Origin of the sequence: Desulfogranum marinum (assembly GCF_963675105.2) — a bacterium.
GTDB classification, from domain to species: Bacteria; Desulfobacterota; Desulfobulbia; order Desulfobulbales; family Desulfobulbaceae; genus Desulfogranum; species Desulfogranum marinum.
This window is the reverse complement of the sequence record NZ_CAXXRO010000004.1, coordinates 1,919,103-1,944,805: the sequence shown is the minus strand read 5'-3', so window position 1 is coordinate 1,944,805 and position 25,703 is coordinate 1,919,103. Positions and strand designations below refer to the sequence as shown.

Below are 25,703 nucleotides of genomic sequence, written 5' to 3'. Positions count from 1 at the left end.
TAATGCACAACAGCGGTTAAACCAGTTAATATAGCTGATTATGAAAATATATTACTCTTTAGCAGAACAACAGGCCATAATTCCATTCCAGATCACAAACAACAGCAAGGGTCCCATCCGATCCATTATCACCATCACTCTCTGCTGTCTTTTCCTTTTCGCCTCTATCGCCGATGCAAAGACATCAGTTCCAGCCGACACACCATCTACCTCTGCAAGCGCACCCAAGGAAGCAAATAATAAGAACCAGGAAACAACAGCGATGCTTACATCGCTGTTAGAGTTGCAGAAAAGCCTAAAAAAGCAAATCCACTTAACACAACAAAAATATAAAGACAGCAAATCAGACGCAGAAAAAGCAACACTTGAACAAGAAATAGTCCACCTTGATCAACAGCTCTCCGACACAACCACTGATTTTGAACGTATAGCCACAGGTGTCGAATCTCCCTTGTTTGCCGAAAAAAAGCCGGAAACTTTCAGCTGGAAAGAAGAATTGGCAAGCCTGGTGGAACCGGCAATTAAGGAGCTCAAAAGATTTACCATCAAAGCCAGAAAAAAAAGTCATCTTAAGGATAAGATTGTTGAGCTCACGAAACTCTCCCAAACTGCGGGGGAAGCTGTCATTCATTTACAAACTATTGCAGAAACAACATCCGATAAACAGGTAAAGCAAGAGGTAACGGCTCTGCTTCCGGAATGGTCCAATATTGAAAGGAGTCTCCTCAATAAACTTGAATTGGCCCAGCTGGAACTTTCTCAGCTGCATGAAAAAGAACTTTCCCTGATTGAAAGCTCCAGCAATTCCATTCGTAACTTTTTCAAAAATCGGGGTTTCTATCTCACCGTCGCCCTGCTTACCTTTATAGCGGTCCTGATTACATGCAGAATTTTGTACCGCCTGTTCCAGTTTATTCTGAGAAAAATCAAATCCACTGAAAAGAAACGGTCTTTTCACTTGCGGATGATCGATATTCTTTTCCAAACTTCTTCTATCGTACTGGCTGTAACCAGTCTGTTCTTTGTTCTTTATCTGGCCGAAGACTGGTTTCTACTCAGTATGGCGATCATTTTTTTCCTCGGTATTTTCTGGACTATTCGCCAGGGGTTACCACGCTTGTGGCAGCAGGGAAGACTCATGCTCAATATTGGATCGGTCCGTGAAAATGAACGGCTGATCCTCCATGGTGTGCCATGGAAGATAGTGTCTATCCACGTTTTCTGTCAGCTGGAAAACCCCATGCTCGGTGTACGGCTGCGAATTCCCATTGAAGACATAGTTGGTCTGTCTTCACGTCCATTCTCCAATGAAGAGCCCTGGTTTCCGTGCAAAAAAGGGGACTGGGTTGTGGTTGGTAGTGCTCCACGCGGTCGTGTTGTCAGCCTTTCACATGAACAGGTGGAGCTTGTGGAACGGGGGGGCAAGCGGATAGTGTACCCCACAGGAATTTTTCTTGAAAATTGTCCGGTAAATCTTTCCCGTAATTTCCGACTTCGCGTAGTTTTCGGACTCAGCTACTCACTGCAGAAAGATATCACCCGCACCATACCGAATATTCTCCTGGCATTCATAGAGTCTCAAATGGAGCAGGAGGAATGGGCAGACCAGTGTATGAATCTCCAGGTCGAATTTTTTCAGGCAAATGCATCCTCGCTTGATCTGCTTGTCCTGGCAGATTTCAAAGGAGCGGTAGCCGATATCAACAAACGGATTGAAAGGGCTATCCACAAATGGTGTGTAGAATGTGCCACCGTAAATAATTGGGAAATTCCCTTTCCCCAGCTCACGCTCCATCAAGCTGACAAAAACAAACCGCAGTCACAAAATCCCAGCGCGCAAGAGGCCGGTTCACAAGCCAATACACCACTCCCTTAACCCTCAAATATGCCATGCATGTCTATCCAGCAGAACTCGTCCCTCTTATTCGTAATAAATGGGAAGTCTTGTACCAGGAGGGCAAGGTTACTCAATCACTGCCTGAAATGCTGCCGGATATACAGGTAATGGAAGGAATGCTCTCTACCTGCTATCAGGTTAGTATGATGCGGGAAGAAGACCGGCCGGTCAACATACGACTGATTATCGTTTCCCCGGAAACCTTTCCCGCTGAAAAAGGTCCTCCCCTTGGATTTCAACGCCTTATTTTTGCCGCCTTCAGACCCTTTAACGAATACGAGCTACGCCGCTTATCTCCAGCTGTAGATTTTGAACGCTCGCTGATAGGAGTTGAATACACCGGACAGGGAGAACTCCACATCTGGGGTGTTATCAATTCCGGGGCTCGTTGGCTGCAAAACGAGCGTGGTGGTTCTCAACAATCCAACCGGCTTCCCGATTCTCTTGTGGTGCATATCAACGGTCCCGGCATGTTAACAGTTTGCTGCGGCATCAGAACGCTGGCCGTCCTCAGTGCCGGCAAGATAATTGATTCTTCCGCCAATGTGTTCCAGGCGCTATGGATGAAGAAACTCTTTGCAGATGCCCGAGAAGAACTGTTGTCGACCCACAATGTTTTCCGTTCCCAATCCCAGGTCCCCACGGCAAGAATCGGGAAAGAATTTATCGAGAACCTGCAAGCTCAGTTACTCAAGCGCATCATAAGTGTCACCCGTATGGCCAATCATGGCGGAACCTTTCTCATTTTTCCTGAAGATACTCCAATCGGCATTGCCGATGACGAACACATTCTCCTCAAATATCGTTTTGTCGAAGACCAGGCCCTTGAACGCCAAAAACACCTTTTTCTCAAAACAATGGAAATCGTTACCACCTTGCTTGGCGATAGCAACCACCCAGACCGACTCGTAACCTGGGATGATTATGTAGCGCTGAGAAATGAAGCCACCTATGATCTGGAAGAGGCCATCTACGAACAAGCGCAGTTCGTTGCCAGCCTGGCGGCTGTTGACGGAGCAGTGGTTGTCACCAGAAACGGAGCGATTGGTTTTGGTGGTATGATCGTCGGCTCTCTGGATCTATTAACGGAAATAGCCATGGCAAACGATATTGAAGGTACGATGATCACCCTCGAAAAAATAGAGGGTGCAGGCTCACGGCATCGATCGGTCTATCATCTCTGCAACGCGCTCCATCATGTCATGGCCATTGTTGTGTCCCAGGATGGAGGTGTACAAGTCGCCAAGTGGCGAAATGGCATAGTCACCTGTTGGGACATAACCTCTGCAACTTTTGCCGAAGAAAACTAACCGATTTTCTCATCCAAAATTCGGGCATATCATTCCAACCCAAAAGATTGCACCGGGCCAAGCTCTTGAGCTTACCATTTCATTCAGCTACCGTTACCCCACCCGTTTTCCCTGCATCCAACCAATACCATATGCCCCATAAAATCAAGGCGAGAAGCACTGGAGCACAAGTCATTATTGACAGCGCTTGTAGTTTGTCATTCCACTCCAGGGAAAAAAGCCACATGGCCATGGAGCCGGTTAAAAAATAAGCGAAAACCATAAGTGATGACGCTGCACCTGCATCACGATCGACCTGTTCCAGGATCAGGTTGCTGCCTCCGGGTCGACAAAAGGAGAAACAAAAGGTCACCATAAACATGGGAACAGTCAACCGCCAAGGCATGGGAATAGCTGTCCACAAAAACAGGAGTGCCGAACAGATCATCCCCACAAAGGCAAAAGGTATCAAATGACTTGGTGCATATCGACGAGCAAGGCGAGAAAAAGTCAATGGTGCAAAAACAAATGCCAGGGCATTCAAAGCAAAAAAGTAACCGAACTGACGCTCATTATACCCAAGTCGAGTAATATACAGATCAGAGGAACCTGCGATAAAAGCAAAAACAGGCATCCCAAAGATGGACAGCGTAACAACCAGCAGCATATATTTGATATTCAACAACAGTCTGCCATAGCTGCCAAAGGCACGCCACACCCCCTCCTCTTTTTTCTGCTGCAGCGACTCATCCATCTTTAACACACCGACAAAAGCCACTGAGGCCATCCCTGCTTGCAGCAAGAACACCCACTGCCAAGTGAGAATTTCCATAATCCAGGCCCCAATTACCGGCGCTATAACAGGCGCGGCAGCGACAATTACTCCTATCTGTACAAAAACACGCTGTCGCTGTGCTCCGGTAAAGACATCCTTACAGATGGCAAAAACAATTGAAGAGGCAGCTGCTGCGCCCGCCCCCTGCAAAATTCTGGAAACAATGAGCATCTCAACATTTCCGGAAGATGCACAAAGAAGACAGGCCAGCGTGTATAATGCAATCCCGAACAGCAACGGCGGTCTCCTTCCATACTTATCAGACAGGGGACCGTATACGAGGAGGCAGGCACAGTAGGTAATAAAAAAACAGACCAGGGTCATGTTCACTATTACCAGTGGCTGCTGCCATTGCTGAACGAGCAAGGGGATGGCAGCAAGATACATATCCGTGGAAAGTGGGGGAAAGGCTGCCAGCAAAGACAAGAGTAAAATCTGCAGGGGAAATATTTTCAAAACAAATCTCAGGTTATAAAAAAAAGACGCAGTCTTCAGCTGCAAAGACGACTGGAGTAGTGTGGATTATTACCGGAAAAAAAATCGATTGGTTAATATTGCAGCAGCGACCTCAAGTAAATCACTTGCAAGTTAAGCAGGTGAACAGACGAAATCACTGACAAAAAGGCCACTGTTTGCATTAAGGAAATTTTGCGACTGACCTTGCAAATCTGTAGAGATTTCTGCACAAAGACTTCCATCATTTTCAGTCATATACATCTTATTTACTTCTAAGGGAGACAGAGACCGGCAAAATGGTATCTGTCGATAAGCTCTGCCTTTACCTTAAATAAGCAGACAATACACCTACTAATCGATGAATAAGCACAAGCGAGCAGGCAAAGCTGTCATTAGTTAGAGATAGCCCTTTCTACGCAACGACAGAGGTCGTCTCTTCGATATGGCTTGGTCAGGACTTCACAAAATCCATGCTCCTGAAAATGTGCAAGCACCGGATCATTGGAATATCCGCTGGATACAATAATCCTGGCATCAGGATGGATTTTTTTGATAGCACGTGCGGCCTCTTTACCACCCATGCCTCCAGGGATCGTTAAATCCATAATAACGGCATCCGGGGGTGAAGACTCTTCCAGCATTTTGTTATACATTTCAATAGCCTCTTCACCGGCCTTGGCAGTACTAATGGAATAGCCCTCTCTTTTCAAAATTTCTTTTACCAAGTCACGGATCATTTTTTCATCATCCATGATTAATACAGTTTTCTTTCCTTTATCTACCTCGCCGGCTTGAAGCGTGGGAACAGCTGTCTGCTCTGGCTGAGCATCAACTGCCGGCAGGTAGAGGTGAAATACAGTTCCCTGACCGATATTGGAATGTACTGTAATCACCCCCCCATGATTTTTAATAACTGAATGGCATATGGCCAGTCCCAGTCCCTGACCTGTTTTTTTGGTACTGAAATAGGGATCAAAAATCTTATCAATGTCCTCTGCCGGAATACCGCAACCCTGATCTTTAATCGCTACATGAACATATCGACCCGGATTTAACATATACTCAGTCGAATTATCCTGGACATGATTTTCACAGGTAATGGTGATGGTGCCATCACCATCCATAGCCTGAACTGCGTTGGTAACTATATTTTGAAAGACCTGGGAAATTTGGTTACTGTCTGCCTCCACCGCTAATAAATCTTTTTCATAGCTGCAGGACAGTTCGATGGTACTGTCCCCAAGAACAAGCCGTGCGGCTTCTTCAGGCAACCCCTCAAGGGACATTTTCCTTTTTACAGGCTCTCCGCCCTTTGAAAAGGTAAGTAACTGCTGGGTCAGGTCGGCAGCTCGAACAGTGGCTTTATCTGCTGCGTTAAGATAGCGTCCGATATTACTGTGCGGCTCAAGGGTGGAGAGGGCCAGATGAATATTTCCCTGGATACCAAAAATTATATTATTAAAATCATGGGCCAGTCCCCCGGCCAGTATGCCAATGGATTCAAGCTTTTTCACTTTCAACATCTCAGCTTCGCTCTTGATGGCGTCACTGATATCGCGAAAGACAATAACCGCACCGGATACCTCTTTATTTCTATCAAGGATGGGTGCCCCGCTGAGTGCAACACTCCTTTCTGCCTGATCCTGCACATTCACCAACACAATTTTTTCCTTCTGTATAAACGTGCCGGCAATCAACAAGTCTATAATGGATGGCTGCCCAGTATCCGCTCCATCAACATCTTTGAGCGTAAAAATATCACTAAAATGGTTTCCTTTTGCTCGACTCTGTTCCCAGCCGGTTAGCTTTTCCCCAGCATTATTGAGCAACACCACCTTGCCGCATTCATCAGTAGCAATAACGCCGTCACCAATACTGCGCAAGGTGACGGCTAACCGTTCCTGTTCTTCCTCCAAGGCTTGTACCGCAACCTTTCTTTCATTAATATCCCTTGCCACTGCGAGTAAATAATTCGTCCCCGCAAACGCAGTCAATTTCAAGGAAATTTCAACCCAGAATGTTTCCCCACTCTTCTTTGTACCCAACCACTCAAATGTCTGCGGCCCTTCACTGATCAGCTTTCTCACCTTCCGTTGCCCATCCCTAAAGGAAAAGGGCTGCACGTTTGGAATCAAGTTTTTGACGTGCATATGCAGTGCTTCTGGATACGTGTAGCCGAACATTTCGAGCATCCCCTTGTTCACGTCGGCAATAGTTCCTTTATTTATATTAATAAGAAAAATAGCATCTGTTGGGGTATTAAATATTTCCCGGTAACGGCGTTCACTTTCAACAAGGGCTGCAATCGCTTTTTTCCGTTGTATAATTTCATCCTTGAGTTCGACATTCTGCTGTGCAAAATCAGCAAGCTGTTTTTTCACCGCCTCCTGCATGAACATAAAATTTCTGGTCAGCTCTCCTACTTCATCATTTCTTTCATCCTTGAGCTCTATTTGCAGGTCACCCGCTGCAATAGCCTTTGATGCCTTGGACAGGTTGATGATAGGTTTAATAACGTGAAAAAGTAGTAAAGAAATAGCGGTCAAGGCCAAAGCACACACGAAAAAAAACACGCCACCGACATCTCTTTTAAACTGAATGATTTCTCGGTATTTATACTCTTGAGGTACGGAAAACAGGACGACCCACTCCCATGACGGAAAAGTGCGAAATACACACCATTTATCCTCTCCACTATTGTGAACATACTCCAGTGAGCCGTTTTCCATTGCAATAGCCTTGCGGACGACCTCCTCCCCTGCAATTGACATATCTCCAGCAGGAAGAGTGGGGTGAAGAACAATACCACCACGATAATTGACAATTACAAGGTAGTCCGGCGACTGATTGGTGTGGTAATAGATTGACCGTAATGACTCCAAGGCCATGTCTTGAAACCCTTGCTTATAGGCTTCTACGATACCTGTTTGAAAAAGCTTTTCATCATTCAATTCCAATATTTTCATCACCGCTGTCAACTTATCCGAATAGATCAGTTCCTGTTCCTGATCAACAATCAGTACCAGTTTCCGTTCGCTGAAATACAAGATAATGAATGCGGTGAGTAAAAACGCGACAGCAATGACACTGAGCAAACGAAATAAAAGCGATTGAAATATTCTCATCATTCTACAAATATCGCCTGGTTAACAAGAGGCATGGGAAAAGTGATGCCCAGCTTCCCTGCAAGTTTCCGGCTCAAATACACTCGCGCTAGCTTATTGTGCGAAAATCCAATGGCGGACGGCGATGCCCCCTGCAAAATTCGCAATGCCGTTTGAGCTGCCCACGATCCCTGCTCTTCCGGCTTAGTGGCAAGCGTTACCAAGGTATAAGGGCCACCCACTGGTCCCAATTACCACTGGGTACAGTGGTATGCTCAGCTATCAGCTGCAAAGCCTCCACTTCATTCCAGTCTTCAAGAGTAGCCCAATTACCTACCAAAATCATGTCCGCCTCATTTTGCAGGGCGATATATTGCTCCTTCCACTGGGAAAAAGATGTAACAAATCGTTTATCAAGTTCGATCCCCAAGCGCTCTTCAAAAAATCCGGCTTCTTTCCTGGCGGAGCTGTCGTCGCCTTTAATATAAGCAACCCGTTCACCTTTGGCATAGCTACGCATTATATCCACAATCTGATCAACTAATTGCACCTCAAGCATACCGGTCACATTGGAGGTGGAAAATCCATATTCTGCTACACTCCAGTTAATACCGCAAAAGACAACCGGTATCTCACTGTTATTATAGTAGGGAACGATTAGGTATTTGGCGGCATTATCATCGGAGGTAAGAATCACATCAGGCTGCCATCGCTCTATCTCTTCTTTTGCTTGCAAGGCAGCGCTTTTGATAAAATTCTCGTCAGTATTGCGCTTGGTGTCCATGTAGATTATTTTCAAATCGACCAACCTGTCAGGCCCGTCAGCAAACACTCCCTCTTGGGTGAGTGCTACTTTAAACGATGCCGCAATGGAGCGGGTTATGCCGTTGGTCCAGGGAAAAGAAAAATGGTAGGAATTCACCAGTAGCACCTTTGGCAGTCGAGCAACGCTGATACTCTTGCCTGGTGTTACTTTTTGGTCTTGCTTCTGATTGTCAGGAGGAGAACAGCCAGTGAAATGGAAACAGACAAGGCACAGGCAAAGGAATAAATGCACAGGAACTGACTCAAACCTCTTTTTTACAGTGGTATAAACGTGGTACACATTCCCCATTCCTGTTTCACCTGTACTTAGCCATATTTAGCTCCAATTTTTCATGGACATGGTGTCAATTTTTTTATTGGTAACAATTTCGACATATTGAATATAACTATATGGTGTTGTAAATTTTCACAATGTTCACCAAAGATCGTTCCATGCGGTACCATCTTCTTCAGTATTTTGGCAGTAAAAGGTAAGCGTAGACTCCGATAGTCTACTATGATTCACTCCCAAAAACTTTGAACCCGGCAACGCCTGAACTGATGAGAGATCCAGATTAGTGTGTGATGGACTTTTTACGAGTTCATCAACTGTTTACATTGTTACAAATGTAACGCTTAAAATCAAGATCTTGAACTTTTTCATGTTAAGGCAACCGTGGCACAGCTGGAAAAACCAAAAAAAATCTCACCCAGGCTACAGGATGCGACTAACGAAAAACAGGCCTTCATTAACCGCAACATCAGCGTCATGAATCTTCGAAAAGCCCTGCATATTCTTCAACTTGACAGCCAGGCAACCCGTAGTGATGTCAAACAGGCCTATAGAAGACTAGCAGCACAATGGCATCCTGACCTTCACGCGTACAATCAAAAAGTTGCTCCCAGAGCGGCAAAAAAAATGCAGGAAATTAATAATGCCTACACTTTTGCCCTTGATTGCATAAAATCTCTCCCCCCTGAAGTTACCAAAAAGAACACGTCCTCCCACGCAGTGCGTTTTGACAGGCGACTTTATATTTTCTTACTGCCTGCACTTGCCTGTCTCGCCCTCATTGTTCTGCTTTTCTTTTTTTATAGAAGCCACCCCACAGAACCAGGCAGTGCATTCAGTTCAAATCAAACTCCTCACCCCACGACCACAGATCAGAGCCACTTACTGTTCAAGGCCGATAATTTTCAAAACTTCCACCGGCAAACCCTCAAAAAGGCACAACTTGATCTGGCAACCATAGGGTACCCAACAGGAAAATTCGACGGCATTTTCGGGCCTCAATCCCTTGCAGCCATACAGAGTTTCCACACTGACTTTTCCTTTCTCTGTCCAATTGAGACGGCCGAAGATATGCTAGGCGCCCTGGCCGCCCATGCACAGGTAGCAATTGCCCACCCAAGATGGCGTTCAATTGTGCAATCAGAAGATTTTCACTCATGGCTTATGGGCACAACTATTGATGTCGAAAAAAAACAACGGCAGTTCAGCACTGCGCCACAACTGACCCTGCTCCTTGATCGCTATATTTTTGCAACCACCATGCCTGTCGCACAACCACTGCCCGTCACGGAATTACTGTGGCAAAATGGTCCTTCCACCACCATCAAAACCATAACAGTTATCGGCCTGGAAACAACCAGGCAGCATAGTTTTATCAAATTGATTACTGTTGGTGGCGAGCAAGAGTTGCTGTATGCGTTTATACGTCAAGGTGAGCATTTGACAATCCCTTGGCCGGAGAAAAGATGCCTCCTCAAACTGGCAACAGGCAAACAGTGGTATGGAAAACGTTTTCTTTTTGGTCCGGAAACAAAATATGGCACAGCCATCGTTACTCGCACAAACAATCCACAAAACATCACCCTGCACCTCTCTTCCCTTGTAACCGGTAAAAGAGTGACGACTCAAGGTTCTGGGTATATCTTTTGAGATTTGTTATTCCATAATTTTCATTTCCTGCAGAGAAGAGTAACACGGAAATATTCATGGGCTGGAGCGATAACTCCACACCCCATACAGATGATAACTAATTGACAAAAATATATAATTTGCTATAACCACACTCTGTTTCTCTACAAAGAAACAAAAGGCGACTATGAACACACCATTCGAACTGGCACAAGTACTTGCCCGAATAGACGATCCCGCACTGATGGCCAGGTTTCTTGAAGAAATCCTGACACCAAGTGAAAAAAAAGATATCTCCCTGCGCTGGCAATTACTAAAAGATCTCCATGCCGGTAAGACGCAAAGGGATATTGCCGCAGAATATCGCATCAGTCTATGTAAGATTACCAGGGGATCAAAAATCCTCAAGGATGACAAATCCGTCACCAGGAAACTGCTACAAGGCCATGAAAAGAAAGGAGAAAAGCAAAATGAAAAAAAGTAATCTAAGCAGACAGATGATGTTTTTCTGGGCAGCATCGGTCTTGCTTGCGCCGTCTGCAATGGCTTATGAACTACCTGCAGTCAACCTGGGTTTCACCTCGTTCATGGACGGTGGGCCACCAGCAGGCCCAGGGCTCTATTTTACCCAGTATCTCCAATATTACACTGCCGATTCATTGATGGATGGCAACGGCAATGAGCTGCCACTACCTGAGCCGGAGCTGGATGGCTGGATTAGCTTGTCCCAATTTATCTATCAGGCAGACCAAGAGCTGCTCTGGGGAGGGAAATGGGGTGTAGATGTTATTATCCCCTACGTATCACTGGAACTTGACTACAGCATGAATAATTCCATGCTGCCCCAAGCAAACAACGCAGGTTTTGGGGACATCCTGGTAGGGCCGTTTTTACAATGGGATCCGATCATGGGGGCCAATGGTCCAAAATTCATGCACCGCGTAGAACTACAGATGATTTTCCCCACCGGTGAATACGATCAGGATAAATCCATTAATCCGGGCAGTAACTTTTTTTCTTTTAACCCATACTGGACCGGCACCTATTTTGTTACGCCTCAATGGACTGTTACCAGTCGTATTCATTATCTCTGGAATGCAGAAAATGATGATCCGCATGCTTCTTATGGAGCGGTGGATGACATTCAGGCCGGCCAAGCGATACATCTTAATTTTTCCACTGCCTACGAAATACTGCCCAAGCAACTGCGAATCGGCATCAATGGCTACTACTTAAAACAAATCACCGACAGTGAAGTTGATGGCAACGACCTGGAAAACAGTAAAGAACAGGTCCTGGGTATAGGGCCAGGCGTAGTGTGGCACATTTCTCAGAATGACCACCTTTTCTTTAATGCCTACTGGGAAACCTATGCTGAAAATCGCACCGAGGGAAGCCGCTACAATCTGCGCTGGGTGCATCACTTTTAAAACCAATTGGACACAGTACCTCTTTAATAAAAAAAGCTGACTCTATTAAGTCAGCTTTTTTTATTATCCATCACCGTGTTACAGATACACAATTGCTGTACAGTGCTTAATTTTTTACAGTACACTTTAACTAAAAGAACAGCTTTGCATTGAATCAATGCAAAAATCGCAACACCCCCATTTCACTGATTTTCTCTCCCCCACAAAAACAACCAGCTCTAATACAGTCATCCTGCCAAAGCAGGCTTTTCATATTGATAGCGATTACATTTTCAGTAAGACCAATCGCGAGAATTACCCTATCCTATACATCAATGTTATCACTAAAAAAAATATGAACTTTTCGGAGAAAAACGCCCTGTTTCAATAAATTATATTTTTGTCATAAGCACTTTTGCTTATACAATAATATCGGGAAATGAAAATAATGCATTTGACTTAATAATCTCCAGAACGCATGATATCATTTTATAACGAAAACAATTCATTTTCAGGAGTGCATAATGCTCAACCGTTTCTCTGTAAAAGGCAGAATGTTTCTAATAGTAGGAGCAATATTGCTCCTTTTTGTTGTGATGGTATTCTTTACCTTGCAACTCGGGAACAAAATTAAAGATTTTGGAGTCAACAAAACCGGCGAGATCATGTTGATTGATCAAAAAGCCAAGCTCAAAGTAGCCGTGCACTCAATAGCATTAGCACTGGGGAATGCTATTTCAACAATCGACCCCCTCGACGAAAAAATTCAAATAATACGCCACAATATCGATAACATCAGATTTGAGGATGATAAATCCGGGTACTATTTCGTCTACAACAAGACGACAAATATCGCGCTTCCTCCCAAAAAAGAGCTGCAAGGCAAAGACCTGGCAGGGCTCAAAGATGAAAATGGAGTATTTCTTGTAAGAGGTCTGTATGAAAAGGCCTCGGCAGGGGGAGGATTCGTCGAATATATCTGGCCTAAGCCGCAGGCTGGAAATGTTCCCAAATTGAGCTACTCAGAAATGATACCAGGAACAGACATGTGGGTCGGTACAGGTGTTTACCTGGACAACATCGCCGGCAATCAGGCGGCAATGGAATCCGAAATTTCCAGTCGTGTCAAAAAAGAACTTATTACCATGCTTATAATTTCAGGGACGATTTTTCTTGGTATACTTACCCTTAGCATGGTTATCGCCTTCGGGCTTGTTAGTCGCCTCAAAGTTATGGTGGTTAACTTCCAGGATATTGCAGAAGGTGAAGGCGATTTAACCAAACGTATTGATACCGACTCAAAAGATGAAATTGGTGAACTGGCGCGGTGGTTTAATACTTTCATCGAAAAATTACAGGGAATTGTTAAACAGATCGCAGAGAACTCCTCAAATGTGAGTTCCAGCTCCAACGTACTGACCGGTATCTCCAAAAATCTTTTAGAAAATTCAGGGGATACTTCACAGCGAGCAACAAACGTTGCCGCTTCCTCCGAAGAAATGAGTGCAAATTTGAGCAGTGTGGCTGCGGCTATGGAACAATCAGCGACCAATGCGAACATGGTTGCGGTTGCTGCAGAAGAGATGAGTTCCACAATTAATGAGATTGCTGAAAACGCAGAAAGGGCAAGGGGTGTTTCCCTTGATGCAGTCAATCAAGCAAAAGAAGCCTCTGTTTTTATGCATGAGCTCGGTACTGCCGCCAATGAAATCGGGCAAATGACGCAAACCATAACCGAAATATCTGAACAGACCAACCTGCTGGCCTTAAACGCAACCATTGAAGCAGCACGAGCAGGGGATGCGGGTAAGGGTTTTGCTGTTGTTGCTAATGAAATTAAAGAGCTGGCCAAGCAGACAGCCGAGGCCACCCTTGAGATCAAGACGTTGGTTGAAGCTGTGCAAAATACAACAGAGAAAACCGGACGGGGCATCAACAGTATCACAGATGTCATTGGAGGGGTCAACGAGACCGTTGGTTCAATCGCCACGGCCGTGGAAGAGCAGACTGCAACGACAAGCGAAATAGCGCAAAATATTGCCCAAACGAGCCAAGGCATTCAGGAGGTAAACGAAAACGTATCGCAAAGTTCGTCGGTTGCGGCCGGCATAACGCAAGATATTGCGGAAGTATCTTTGGCAGCTCAAAATATTTCAACCAGCAGCAAAGAGGTTGAGGATAGTGCGCATGATCTTCTAGAGAGCGCAACCCAACTCAACACTATAGTAGGTAGTTTTAAGGTGTGAGGTACCCACCTGACTAACCCGGATTTCTCATCAGTGAAGTTTTTCGCAGATCGAGGCGCAGGACACGCAGCAGGTAAGCGCAGACTCCGATAGTAAGCTACCGCAAATGACCTGCAACAAAGAGTCTGCGGAAAAATCCGCTGAACCGGAGGGTGAGTTTTTTGATTATCGACGAAAAAACAGTCTGTTTTTTTAGCTCTACCGTATTTTCTATAAATATCAAAACTTAAGTCGAAAAAGAAAAACTCATGAGAAATTCGGGCTAAGCAGTGGCCAAAGGAAATAAAACAAGCTCCCGCAACCCGCTATTGAGCAGGTTACGGGAGCTTGTTTTTTATACTCAGCAATGCTTACCAATCTGGCCGGCATTATTTTTATTTCAACGTCCACTCCGGATTACGCCTTTCAAAAAAAGCCTTAACTCCTTCCTTGGCATCGTCGGTGGTGCAGAGCCGTGCAAAAGCCTCATTCATTAGATCAAATTGTTTGAAATATTCCATATCCTCTGAAGAATAAAAACCCTGCTTTGCAATCTGCACGGCAATCGGACTTTTCTTAGCCAGTGTCTCTGCCCAGGCCATGGCCTCCGCTTCCAGATCTTCTTTTGGTACGATGCGATTTAAAAGACCCAAGTCCTTTGCTTCCGGTGCTTTTATTAAATCACCATACAGAAGCAGCTCCAATGCTTTTTTACGTCCCACACATCTGGCAACCGGAATAATCGGACCAACGCAGTTAAGCCCCACATTAATAGCAGTCAATCCCATCTTGGTATTTTCCGCACCAATGGCAAGATCTGCCGCAGCGACCAGACCCATACCATTTGCCGCTGCAACCCCCTGAACCTGGGCAATAACCGGTTTCTTCATTCTGGCAATGGTCATCAAAGGCTGCTCCATATGCTCGATCCAGGCTCTGTATTCCATGGCCGTCTTATTTTCAAGCTCATTGACATCGATCCCTGCACAAAAAGCCTTGCCTGCGCCTTTTATCAAAATCACTCGGACCGCGCTATCATCATCCATCCCTTTCAAGGCGCAGGCTAGTTCCCCGGCGATTACACTGTTAAAAGTATTCAGCTGATCGGGACGATTAAGAATAATTGTACCTACAAAACGATCATTTACTTCCGTGATAAGATGTGTGTACGACATACGTCACCTCCTGTGAGAGTTAAAACAACATGTTAGACAAACAAACTTTTATCACTTCAAAACGTAAACTGTGCTGGAATCATCCACTTCAAGGCTATCTCAATCACCGTCCCCTGAGGGCGGTGGAAAAAAGATGGCGCTGTGCACCAAGTGAATCTTTTAACAGCACCTTCAACATTATATTGATTTTTTCAGGACTTTGGCCTATTCAACAGGTCCATAAATTGAATATTTACAGCTAAATCAGCTCATCATTACTCTAGACTCAAAAAATAGCTACCTGAAAAATGAAAGTTATTAAAATCGGCGGCGGCTGCCTCAAGGGTATCAACACTATCCGTCAAATTTCACACCTGATGCCGATCTATGGTAAAGGTAACGTCATCGTCGTCTCTGCCCTTTACGGTGTTACCGATATATTGATTGGTGGAATAAAAAAAGCCCTTGAAGATGAAGATAAAATCCTTCCTCATCTTGAGACTATCCTCAAGCTGCACCTGTCGGTCGCCTCAATGCTTATGGATTCCGAAGAATGTCTCCAGGGGTACAAAGCCGATCTGGCCGAGACTCTCAAACTGCTTGAACGTTATTATTTTGGTCTAAACTTCACAGGTGAACTCACCCCGAAAATGAAGGATGCCATCAGCTGCATTGGAGAACGTTTTTCAGCACAACTTTTGGCGTGGACCCTGAAATCCTATGGACAAAGCTGCGCCTACCTGCTTCCTCAACACCTCAAACTCTATACCGACGGCAAATTCGGTGACGCCACTGTCGATCTGGAAGCCACTGCCGAAGCAGTGAAAGAAACACTTATCCCCTACATGGCAGAGCATGAAATCGTTATTATCCCTGGATTTTACGGTATAAGCCAATCAGGAAACATCACCACTTTCGGCAGGGGCGGCAGCGACTACTCTGCAGCGGCCATTGCCGCTGCGATTAATGCTGAAGTTCTGGAGATATGGAAAGATGTTGATGGATTTATGACCTCTGACCCCAAACTCGTTCCTGAGGCTGCCTTTATCGACCGACTCTCCTATGAAGAATGTGGAGAACTGTCCTACTTTGGTGCGACCATCCTCCATCCACGTACAGTGGAACCGGTTCGACAAAGAAACATTGAAATCGTGATCAAGAACACCATAAACCCTGGTCGCCAGGGCTCTGTTATCTCGGATACATCAGAACAGGCTGCCAAGGTTATCAAAAGTATTACCTATACCGAGGACATCAGCACCCTCAAGGTGCACGCCTCCGGAGTAGGGTATCGCCCCGGTATTTTGAGTATAGTTGCCGGCGCTATTACAGATGCCGGGTTGAACATCAAATCGGTAGTTGCCACTCAAACCTGCATAACCTTTCTCCTTTCCAAGCAGGACCTTGAACCAGCGTACAATGCCCTGATGCAAATTAAACCGGTACCCTTTAGAATGCTCGAAAAAGAGGACCAACTGGTCCTGCTGGCTATTGTCGGCGAAGGGATCTCGTCCAGCAAAGGGGTGGCTGCCAGGTGCTTTTCTGCCATCGCCGACGTAGATATCAATGTAGAACTGATTTCCTTTGGCCCTTCCAGGGCTGCACTGTACTTTCTGCTTCACAAAGATGAGCTTCATCAAGGAATACACGCTTTGCATGCAACTTTTTTCGACACAAAAATGACAATACCAGCTGCATAGCAACGAAAAAGAAGAAACAGAGCGCATCATTTCATTGCGCCTGCAGAGGCTTACGGCTATGTTTATTCGCTATTATCTTAAAAAAAAACATGCTGATGCAGAACGAGACAATTTTGTTTCCTGTATCATTTTTGTCGCTGAGGCTACCGTGATTACGTTTAACAAAGTCAACAAATGGTTTGGGGATTTTCAAGTCCTCGAAGATATCAACCTGAAAATCGGCAAAGGTGAAGTTGTTGTTATCTGCGGCCCTTCAGGCTCAGGAAAAAGCACTCTTATCCGTTGTATCAATCGACTGGAACCCATTCAGGAAGGAGACATTGAAGTAGATGGAATGAATGTCAACAATCCTGCCACAAACATGACTCACCTCCGAGCTGAAGTCGGCTTCGTTTTTCAGCAGTTCAACCTGTATCCCCACATGACCGTGCTTGAAAATGTTACCTTGGCACCGACCATGGTAAGGAAATTGTCTGCCAATAAGGCAAGTGCTATTGCCATGGAACTGTTGGAAAAAGTGAACATCCCGGACAAGGCGGATTTTTACCCCTCTCAGTTATCCGGTGGTCAGCAGCAGCGGGTTGCCATTGCCAGAGGCCTAGCCATGCAGCCCAAGATCATGCTTTTTGATGAGCCGACCAGTGCACTCGATCCTGAGATGATCAACGAAGTGCTCGATGTTATGAAGTCCCTTGCCCAAGAAGGCATGACCATGGTCTGCGTCACTCACGAAATGGGGTTTGCCAGGGAAGTGGCAGACCGGGTTATTTTTATGGACCATGGTAAACTGGTAGAACAGAACAACCCGGAAACCTTTTTCAACAATCCACAGCACCAGCGAACCAAGGATTTCCTCAGTAAGATTCTCAGCCATTAGTTCCTACACAGCAGTACCTGCCGGCAGCATGGAGCTGGCGGCAGTAATTTATAAATCCTTTTCGGCACAAGGAGATATCAATGAAAGGTTTTAAAATCAGTGTGTTGACCGCAGTCTTGTTGTTTGCATCAGCCTGCATGGTTTTAGCAGGACCAACTTATGACCGCGTCATGAAAGACAAAGTTGTGAAAGCAGGAATCACCAACAAGGGTAAACCATTTGGTTTTATCGATGCCAACAATGAGTGGGTTGGTTTTGACATGGATGTTGCCAAGGAAATCGCAAAACGTCTCGGCGTTGAGTTTGAGCCTGTAGTGGTCAATAATAAAACCCGCATTTCTTTTGTTCAGACGAATCCTCCTAAAGTGGACATGGTCCTTTCCAACATGACCCACAAGCGTGTTCGCGATGAAAAAATCGATTTTTCCATTACCTATTTCTTTGACGGTCAAAAAATTCTGGCACCGGTAGGCACCGTAAAAGACCCTAAAGACTTGGTTGGCAAAAAAATTGGTTCCATGCAGGGTACAACTTCTATTGTCAACGCTAAAGCCTATCTCAAACGACTTGGCGACAGCAACCCCAATGTTACCGGTTATCAGAATGAAGTAGAGATGTTTGAAGCTCTGCGATCCGGTCGTGTACAAGCAATCAGCACCGACTCTACCCTGCTCATCGCCCTTGCTGCCAAGGAGCCGGGAAAATATGAACTGGTTGGCGAATTCATTTCTGATGAGCCTTACGGCGTTGGTCTCCCAGAGGATGATTCTGCGTGGCGTGATGCGATTAACTTCACAATCCAGGATATGTGGAAAGATGGGAAGTACATGGAACTGTACAACAAGTGGTTCGGCCCTGACACCGAAACACCTTTTCCTATGACCGAAAAAATTGAAATGTGGCCATAAGCTGCAGATAAACAAAACCATAGCAACCTGGACAATACACTGTAACTGTTTCACCGTACAGCATACATCCAACAAGCGTACATCCCGGAGCACACGCTCCGGGATGATTATTTAAGGCCTACCATGCTGCAGCACTATTTCGAAAAACCCTGGATACAAAACCTATCCCTAGTCATCCTCTTAGGATTGATAACGTGCTATTTTGGTTTCTTCTTTCACTTTGACTATGATTTTAACTGGGCGGTTCTTTACAGTGAAACAGAGTATGGCCATATGGGAGAGCTTCTCCTTAACGGGCTCAGACTGACCATCTCCATATCGCTTTACTCTTCTATTATCGCCTTAGTCCTGGGCACCCTTTTTGGCCTGGCAAGACTCTCTCGGTTCAAGCCTGTTTACGGATTTGCCACGGCCTATGTTGAATTTTTTCGAAATACCCCGCTGCTGGTGCAGCTCTTTTTCTGGAACTTTGCACTGCCCGCTGGTTTGCCCGAGCAGGTACGGCAAACACTTTTCAGCATGAACTTCGAATTCTGGGTCGCCACCCTTGGCCTAGGGATCTATACCAGTTCCTTTATGGCTGAAATTATCCGGGCAGGCATCCAGTCGGTCCCCAAAGGCTTGCTTGAAGCTTCCTACTCCTCGGGTATGACCTATGGTCAATCACTGAGAAAAATTATTCTTCCCTTGGCCTTCAGAGAAATCATGCCACCGCTTGGCAGCGAATTTCTCAACAACATGAAAAACTCGTCTCTGGCCATGACAGTCGGTGTTGCCGAGGTCTGCTGGTCAGCACAGGAAGTAGAAGCACTTACCTACAGCGGCTTTGAAGCAACTGCTGCCGCAACCGGCATATATTTGATCCTCTCTCTGCTCATCTCGCTGTTTCTCAATCTGGTCAACGCCAAACTCAAAATTGTCGACCAGTCCAGCAAAACCTTCATGCGCAGAATTGCCGATATATTGTTTGCCCCCTTACTTTTACTCAATGCAGCCCTGGCGCGAATCACATCTCTTTTTCGACGCCCCCCTGTAGACACCAAGACCCTCTCGCCGGCCCAAGTCGCATGGCGCAAATTTCGGCGACTAAGTTGGCTGGCCATAAAAAACGGGTCAAAATTGCTGTTCATCCTCTTCCTGATCAGCCTTCTTTATCAGGCGGGACGCGGGTTAAGTTCTTTCAACTATCAAATTATATGGGACAACCTGGCAGCACTGCTTTTCTGGCGTTTTCCCAAAGGGGGCAGCACCGAGGTCTTTATGGGTCTGGGTGGCTTGTCCATGTCCCTGATCATGGCTCTGATCTGCATCACGGCCAGTTTTTTCATTGGGCTGGTAGTCGGTATCGGCCGTTCGGCAAAAAACAAGGTTGCTCGGATTCCCTGTATCTTTTACATCGAGTTGATACGCGGTAACCCGCTTATCATGGTTATCTTTTGGGTTTACTTCTTTGTCCCGCCCATGCTGAAAATCCAACTCGACGTTTTTTGGAGTGCAGTGGTAGCAATGACTATCTTTTTCGGTGCGTATATTGCCGAGATTGTACGCGGCGGCATTGACAATATTCCTCCGGGCCAGGTGGAGGCTGCCAAATCAACAGGGCTTAGCTACCTGCAGACCATGCGCTGGATAGTACTGCCCCAGGCGCTTAAACAGATGCTGCCTGCCATTGTCGGTCTCTTTATCGCTGCCTTTAAAGACACCTCACTTGCCTATATTATAGGGGTAATGGAACTGACTACTGCAGCTTACTCCATTAACAACCGCCTCATGCTCTATCCATTTGAGATTTACACAACCATTGCGGTGCTCTATTTTATCTGCTGCTATGTACTCAGCCAATATGCAAAAAGGCTGGAACGTAAACTCAATCCTGAACGGATGCGGCTTGCCATGTGATGTTCCTCTTGCAGGACAACCCAGCTTAGGCAGTTAACTGACAAACTCAGAGGAACAAAGTGAAGAGAACTCTTCCTGAAATACTACCTGCAGGGTGCCTGTTTTTTATCTTTCTTGGCGATAGCCTTCTTATCCATCAAGATGGTGACCAACTTACCCTTCCCAGTGAAATCCCAGAACCACTCAGGGACAAGGTCACCTACCATCGATTTTTAAACAGCAACACGGATTTATATCCATCACTGGTGGTCGACCTCAACCAAGACACCACACTGGTTGATGCTACATTCATCAGCCTGCGCAGCCTGTACCCTCATATCGAAGACAAACAGTTGACCCAGGCCGGAAGAGCACTCCAGATCCTGCGCTGGAACAGGAACCACCAGTATTGCAGCCGTTGCGGGCAAAAAGTAAAGGAAAGCAGTACTGAGCCGGCCAAAATCTGTAACATTTGTGGCCTGGTCAGTTATCCACGGATTTCCCCAGCAGTGATCATGAGCATTATAGATGGCGACCGAATCCTTCTTGCTCGTAATAGACGTTTTTCTGCCGGCAAGTACAGTCCTCTGGCCGGATTTGTAGAAGCTGGTGAAACCATGGAACAGGCAGTCCGTCGTGAAATTCTTGAAGAAGTCAACCTAAAGGTGGACAACATCACCTATTTCGGCAGCCAGCCTTGGCCCTTTCCCCATTCCATGATGGTTGGCTTTACTACCCGTTATAGTGGTGGCCTGCTCCAAATAGACAACGATGAAATCGTGGATGCACAGTGGTTCACCCGAGATAGATTGCCACCAATACTCCCTCCCCAATCGAGCATTGCCCGCAAGCTTGTCGACCATTTCCTTTCCGGGCAGTGAGGCACCCAGCCGGAATTGCTCATCCGTCTTGGCGGAGCATCTCTCCCGGCGATCGCCTTGCTGACGTACACTGATAAAAAGACAATCTAGCACTCGGCTGTAACACATTCACGAAATCCATGCGGCAGCTTAACCGAGACATGGACATTGTGAAACATCTCAGTAATTCAAAACCGTCGTATTTGGAGCAAACAAAGCCGGCCATGTCACATCAGCACTTCCGACCACTACCCCGTCTAAAAGGTCTGTTGTTGTCATTCCACCAACATTTTTCATGCACATAGGACAAGCAATTACCTTTCCACCAGCCTGCATAAAAGATGCAAGCATCTCCTGAAGGGTCTGGCCACTCACATGGGTGCTGCCAGGAATGTTCCGGTTCACCAGTCTGACCCCGTCAACGTTGAGAAAAATCGTCACCGGAATTTTTTTCTGCGTTCGTACTCGAGTACTGAAGTTGATAGCCATTGCAGCTCGGTCCATTTCATTACTGGTTAAATTAACAAACAGGGATTCTTTCACCTCACCAGCAAACACGCTCCCTGCTCCAGCCACAATCAGCATCAGGACAAGAATCCATACACTCATTTTTTTAAAACGCATAATGGTTCTCCTTTTTTGTACTGTGCAAGATTTTCACACAGAAAGTCATGAGATATGTGAGGCGGTGTCGGGCCCATATAAATCACCACCTGATTCGATTTTTTACATGTGCCTGCTAGCTGGAAAACATTGGTAAACTCTTCGGTCCCTTTTTATCACCTCGAAGTGTACCTCCGATCGATTGACGGAAAGAACGTTCAAAACATAGAAAAAAGCAGCAGCATCTAACATTTCGCGCTGAACCCAGGCTTTTGCCACTGTTTCCAGTCTACACAATCAAAGTATAACTTCTTGTTATTAGGTGTGATGTAATTCGTCAACAAGTTTTCCCCTCAGCTTTAACATAATAATTTAGTGACGCCACAGCTGTGACAGGGAGTATAAAAAAAGGGATTTGAGTGGGGCATGCTTTGGAGGACAACGATTCTTTGATCGTAAAACCGTTTGCCCGAATTTATCAGTGAAAAATTCTGTCCACCGGGCAAAAAAAGGGCAAGGAGAAAAGGTGTTTTTTTGATAAACGGCCCGTTCTCCTTTCCCCTGGAAGTAGATTAGCTATTCTTTCTTTTCAAGGGCATCCAGACGCTGTTGTATAGCTGCAAGCGATTCCTGCAGCTGATCGGCTTGGGCTCTCAAAGCCTCTTGCTCATCTGCTGGTGCAACCGACTGACGACTGCCTGCAACAGGGCCGAAAAAATTCACTCCACGCCCCCAACCACGTCCGCCGCCACCGAAACCTGCACCAAATCCTCGACGGCAGGCCATACCTCTCCCAAAACCGTAGTATTGATCCGATGATGGTGCTTCCGGGTTACATTTTCCCATGCCCCTACCTGTCTGTGGACCTTGTCCCATTGGACCTGATCTGTCAAATCCTGGCATAATATCACCTCATATTTTTTTTGTACTCAAGATATCAGCGGTTACCGCGTTCCCGACCACCGCCGCTCCCACGACCTGTTTTTCTGTTGCCGCTTATTTCACCGCCTTGTCGGCGTTGCGACGAGCTCCCTTTTGGAACCCCACAATTGCCAAGTCCTCTCCCAGTTCCTGCTCCCTGACCTTGTGGCCCGGTTCCATTTCTTCTAGGCATTAGATTACCTCCTTGGTTTAACCAATTAACTAGTATTGCTTATTCCTTTCCTCTACCACCACCGCCCCCACGGCACCTACGTCGCTTCATACCCCGACCTCTAATCTCATAATTGCCGCCTTCAATTCTCAACTCTTTCCCGGTAACCAGGGCATCAGCAACGGTTGCCCTCGCCTTGGCAAGTAATCTGCCAAAAGTATGACGAGATACTCCCATCATGCTTGCGGCGCTTTCCTGGTCCAGGTGTTCAAAATCACTTAAGCGTATGGCTTCAAATTCCTCCACACTGATGAGTCCCTCCCCGGTCACTGCAATTCCTCGTGGCACAAAAGCTGCCATAACAGGGTAGGCTGATACAAATCTAGGCTTAATCGGGCGTGGCATATGTCCTCTCTGTTTTGCTCGTATGAGCATATAGTAAGTAAGTATCATTAAAATAGCAATGCGCAAAATGCTCATATGAGCAAAAAAAGTGATTGATCGCGCCAAAACAAGTGAATAATGGGGATTGCAAGAGCAAAGCCCAGTCTTCATTTTTACGATAAAAATAGACTTTTTCAGCAAAGTAAGTAAACAAAATCACTCCCTCAGTACACGTTGCCACCACTTACCCACTGCTTTTAATGGATATGTTTGCTTTGCCGAGAAAGCACTGGTACACTGCTTTCATTCAGCAAGATGGTTTTACCATTATATTAAGGGGTTCTCGATGCGATTTCCTTCTCTCTGTATCAAGGATACTACATCCTCCTCATTGCTTGGTTTCCTTGTTATTGTAATGGCCCTGAGTGGTTGCTCCAGTTTCAGCAAGTTATCTAAAGGTAGGGCCGAAATAGCCATGGCTTCAATAACAGACAATCCCAGCGGTGCGACCTTCCCCGGACGTTTCATCTGGCATGATCTTGTGACTCCTGACCTCAGATCTGCGGGCAGGTTCTACGAAAAACTGTTCAATTGGCAGATTGAGTATCTGGATTACTATGCAGTAGTCAGAAATAACGGAAAACGTATTGCAGGTATTCTACAAATGAAGCCTCAAAAAAGCAAAACTCCGGGGGTATGGGTACCCTCGGTTTCCGTCCCCGATGTGGACAGTGCATCTCAACTGGTACAAGCCGGTGGTGGACAAATAGTAAATGGCCCGGTTGATATGGAAAGACGAGGCAGGACAGTCCTGATCAGAGATCCTCTGGGAACGAACATAGTATTACTTAGTGCTAAAGGGGGCGATCCGGTTGAGACGGAGGTCGCGACCGGCGATTGGTTATGGGATGAGATATGGACCAACGACCCGGCAAAAACAGAAAATTTCTACATATCCATCCTGGGGTATGATGACGTTCTTTCAATTAAAGAGGACTACGATATTTTCATACAAAAAGGTAAGTGGCTCGCGGGCATACGCCATGTAGAAGGTAGTAGCGACAAATTGCTTTGGGTGCCCATTGTCCGGGTTGCTAATCCGGATGCAACCGCACAACTCACAAAGGACCTTGGCGGTTCCGTCTTGATCACACCTGACCAAGCACCGAATAAAGGTAATACCGCCTTAATTAGTGATCCCACCGGAGCCCTGTTACTGATACAAAGATGGCCCTCAAAATCACCTGCTGAAGGGGATTGATCATGGGGGATAAAACCACCTTGCTCATCACCTTTCTCCTGGCAAGCTGCATGCTTTTTTTGGCAGGCTGCAGCGGCTACTACGGTACTTCTATATCGAACACGAGGAGATATGGCGTGTATGATGGTTATCGTTATCCCTACCATAGGTATGGCTATAACAATGACATTGATGTCCATATTAATAATGCGAACGTAGAACAGAGACGACAGCGGAGACAGGACAACAAGCCTGCCCGTCAGCAAAAAGTTCAATCTGTAAAAACCAGGCGTGCGAGTATGGGACGCCCTGTAAGAACGGGCAGAGGCGGCAGGCGTTAAAATGATTTCTGCCCAAGATTTGTATCCATACAAGGCTATTCACTAACTTTTTAGGAAGACATAATGAAATACCGTACCCGCTGTTTTTTGGTTGCCCATCTACTCGCTGTGGTTTTGCTTGTCGCCGGCTGTGCCCATAATAAACTTACCGACTCCTGGATCAATGCCGAGTACCGGGGCAAACTCAAAGGACCGGTGTTTATCATGGGTGTGTTCACAAACCCGACTGCTCACAAAATTTTTGAAGACAGCTTTGTCGAAGAGTTCGGTAAAATCGGCATAAAAGCGATACCAAGCTATACGTTTAACTTTGGCACAGATCAAGTAAATAAAAAGACATTACAACAGACATTGCATACTACCGGTGCACGAGAAGTATTGATAATCCACCTGACAAACGAATCCACTTCAAGTTACCAGTTCCCTGAAAAAGATTACGCATGGGCAGGCGCAGTCAGCTGGCAAGCCGGTTATGGTTACTATTCGACTATTTATGACGATGTATGGGCTGACGATAGAGAGATCGACAAGACTATTGATGTAATGGAGGCCACCTTGTTGGATGCAGAGAAAGGTACGCGAATCTGGTCGGCCAAAATGCACAGTGTTAACCTGAACAAATTTGTGCGTACAAATGACGAACAGCTGGAAGAACTTTTTCTCAAAGACATGGCACCGTTATTCTATAAAGTGCGTAATTAACCCATGTACTAAAAGAAACGTGA

The 25,703-nt window shown here is 45.9% G+C and carries 22 protein-coding genes; 14 read left to right on the top strand and 8 right to left on the bottom strand.

Features of this window, described 5'->3' with window-relative positions:
• Positions 1-40 precede the first annotated feature (40 nt).
• Complete coding sequence (locus ACHZCY_RS17270; RefSeq protein WP_319549792.1) at positions 41-1,876, top strand: hypothetical protein; 1,836 nt, start codon at positions 41-43, stop codon at positions 1,874-1,876.
• Between the two features lie 14 nt (positions 1,877-1,890).
• Positions 1,891-3,207: a putative sensor domain DACNV-containing protein gene (locus tag ACHZCY_RS17265; RefSeq protein WP_319549791.1), complete on the top strand. Its 1,317-nt coding sequence runs from the start codon at positions 1,891-1,893 to the stop codon at positions 3,205-3,207.
• A gap of 79 nt (positions 3,208-3,286) precedes the next feature.
• On the opposite strand, the gene ACHZCY_RS17260 is transcribed toward ACHZCY_RS17265, so the two are convergent.
• The 3 genes from ACHZCY_RS17260 to ACHZCY_RS17250 form a co-directional block, all read right to left on the bottom strand.
• On the bottom strand, positions 3,287-4,477 hold the full coding sequence (locus ACHZCY_RS17260) for a multidrug effflux MFS transporter (RefSeq protein WP_205224517.1): 1,191 nt from the start codon (positions 4,475-4,477) through the stop codon (positions 3,287-3,289).
• A gap of 392 nt (positions 4,478-4,869) precedes the next feature.
• Positions 4,870-7,605, bottom strand: coding sequence for a PAS domain S-box protein (locus ACHZCY_RS17255; protein ID WP_319549790.1), 2,736 nt, complete (start codon positions 7,603-7,605; stop codon positions 4,870-4,872).
• Positions 7,606-7,798: 193 nt separating this feature from the next.
• Complete coding sequence (locus tag ACHZCY_RS17250) at positions 7,799-8,503, bottom strand: ABC transporter substrate-binding protein (RefSeq protein ID WP_319549789.1); 705 nt, start codon at positions 8,501-8,503, stop codon at positions 7,799-7,801.
• A 558-nt stretch (positions 8,504-9,061) separates the two neighbouring features.
• Between ACHZCY_RS17250 and ACHZCY_RS17245 the strand changes: the two genes are divergently transcribed.
• From ACHZCY_RS17245 to ACHZCY_RS17230, 4 genes are all read left to right on the top strand, one after another.
• The gene (locus tag ACHZCY_RS17245) at positions 9,062-10,327 is read left to right on the top strand and encodes a J domain-containing protein (RefSeq protein ID WP_319549788.1); all 1,266 of its coding nucleotides are present in this window, start codon (positions 9,062-9,064) and stop codon (positions 10,325-10,327) included.
• A 166-nt stretch (positions 10,328-10,493) separates the two neighbouring features.
• A complete protein-coding gene (locus ACHZCY_RS17240) occupies positions 10,494-10,790 on the top strand; it encodes a Trp family transcriptional regulator (RefSeq protein ID WP_205224513.1) in 297 nt (98 codons plus the stop codon).
• Positions 10,777-11,736 (top strand): SphA family protein, encoded by a 960-nt coding sequence (locus ACHZCY_RS17235; RefSeq protein WP_319549787.1) that lies wholly within the window; start codon positions 10,777-10,779, stop codon positions 11,734-11,736. The genes ACHZCY_RS17240 and ACHZCY_RS17235 overlap by 14 nt, the downstream gene beginning before the upstream one ends.
• A gap of 503 nt (positions 11,737-12,239) precedes the next feature.
• The gene (locus ACHZCY_RS17230) at positions 12,240-13,961 is read left to right on the top strand and encodes a methyl-accepting chemotaxis protein (protein ID WP_205224511.1); all 1,722 of its coding nucleotides are present in this window, start codon (positions 12,240-12,242) and stop codon (positions 13,959-13,961) included.
• A 374-nt stretch (positions 13,962-14,335) separates the two neighbouring features.
• Here ACHZCY_RS17230 and ACHZCY_RS17225 read toward each other — a convergent pair whose 3' ends face one another.
• Complete coding sequence (locus ACHZCY_RS17225; protein ID WP_205222701.1) at positions 14,336-15,115, bottom strand: enoyl-CoA hydratase/isomerase family protein; 780 nt, start codon at positions 15,113-15,115, stop codon at positions 14,336-14,338.
• A gap of 287 nt (positions 15,116-15,402) precedes the next feature.
• Between ACHZCY_RS17225 and ACHZCY_RS17220 the strand changes: the two genes are divergently transcribed.
• The 5 genes from ACHZCY_RS17220 to nudC all read left to right on the top strand — a co-directional run bounded on the left by ACHZCY_RS17220 (position 15,403) and on the right by nudC (position 21,338).
• Positions 15,403-16,794, top strand: a complete 1,392-nt coding sequence (locus ACHZCY_RS17220; RefSeq protein ID WP_319549786.1) for an aspartate kinase — start codon at positions 15,403-15,405, stop codon at positions 16,792-16,794.
• Positions 16,795-16,942: 148 nt separating this feature from the next.
• Positions 16,943-17,671: an amino acid ABC transporter ATP-binding protein gene (locus tag ACHZCY_RS17215; protein WP_319550231.1), complete on the top strand. Its 729-nt coding sequence runs from the start codon at positions 16,943-16,945 to the stop codon at positions 17,669-17,671.
• 80 nt (positions 17,672-17,751) lie between these two features.
• Positions 17,752-18,579, top strand: coding sequence for an ABC transporter substrate-binding protein (locus ACHZCY_RS17210; RefSeq protein WP_205222698.1), 828 nt, complete (start codon positions 17,752-17,754; stop codon positions 18,577-18,579).
• 123 nt (positions 18,580-18,702) lie between these two features.
• Complete coding sequence (locus ACHZCY_RS17205) at positions 18,703-20,478, top strand: amino acid ABC transporter permease (protein ID WP_394713412.1); 1,776 nt, start codon at positions 18,703-18,705, stop codon at positions 20,476-20,478.
• 59 nt (positions 20,479-20,537) lie between these two features.
• Entirely contained in the window at positions 20,538-21,338 is an 801-nt protein-coding gene (gene nudC / locus ACHZCY_RS17200) for an NAD(+) diphosphatase (protein WP_319549784.1), read from the top strand.
• 159 nt (positions 21,339-21,497) lie between these two features.
• Here nudC and ACHZCY_RS17195 read toward each other — a convergent pair whose 3' ends face one another.
• The 4 genes from ACHZCY_RS17195 to ACHZCY_RS17180 form a co-directional block, all read right to left on the bottom strand.
• Complete coding sequence (locus tag ACHZCY_RS17195) at positions 21,498-21,941, bottom strand: DsrE family protein (RefSeq protein ID WP_205222695.1); 444 nt, start codon at positions 21,939-21,941, stop codon at positions 21,498-21,500.
• Between the two features lie 555 nt (positions 21,942-22,496).
• A complete protein-coding gene (locus ACHZCY_RS17190) occupies positions 22,497-22,823 on the bottom strand; it encodes a DUF5320 domain-containing protein (protein WP_319549783.1) in 327 nt (108 codons plus the stop codon).
• 34 nt (positions 22,824-22,857) lie between these two features.
• Positions 22,858-23,034 (bottom strand): DUF5320 domain-containing protein, encoded by a 177-nt coding sequence (locus ACHZCY_RS17185; protein WP_319549782.1) that lies wholly within the window; start codon positions 23,032-23,034, stop codon positions 22,858-22,860.
• Positions 23,035-23,073: 39 nt separating this feature from the next.
• The gene (locus ACHZCY_RS17180) at positions 23,074-23,418 is read right to left on the bottom strand and encodes a DUF134 domain-containing protein (RefSeq protein WP_205222692.1); all 345 of its coding nucleotides are present in this window, start codon (positions 23,416-23,418) and stop codon (positions 23,074-23,076) included.
• 325 nt (positions 23,419-23,743) lie between these two features.
• On the opposite strand from ACHZCY_RS17180, the gene ACHZCY_RS17175 reads away from it, so the two are divergent.
• The 3 genes from ACHZCY_RS17175 to ACHZCY_RS17165 all read left to right on the top strand — a co-directional run bounded on the left by ACHZCY_RS17175 (position 23,744) and on the right by ACHZCY_RS17165 (position 25,680).
• The gene (locus ACHZCY_RS17175; protein WP_319549781.1) at positions 23,744-24,658 is read left to right on the top strand and encodes a VOC family protein; all 915 of its coding nucleotides are present in this window, start codon (positions 23,744-23,746) and stop codon (positions 24,656-24,658) included.
• 2 nt (positions 24,659-24,660) lie between these two features.
• The gene (locus ACHZCY_RS17170) at positions 24,661-24,978 is read left to right on the top strand and encodes a hypothetical protein (protein WP_319549780.1); all 318 of its coding nucleotides are present in this window, start codon (positions 24,661-24,663) and stop codon (positions 24,976-24,978) included.
• Between the two features lie 63 nt (positions 24,979-25,041).
• Positions 25,042-25,680, top strand: a complete 639-nt coding sequence (locus ACHZCY_RS17165; protein ID WP_319549779.1) for a hypothetical protein — start codon at positions 25,042-25,044, stop codon at positions 25,678-25,680.
• Positions 25,681-25,703 lie beyond the last annotated feature (23 nt).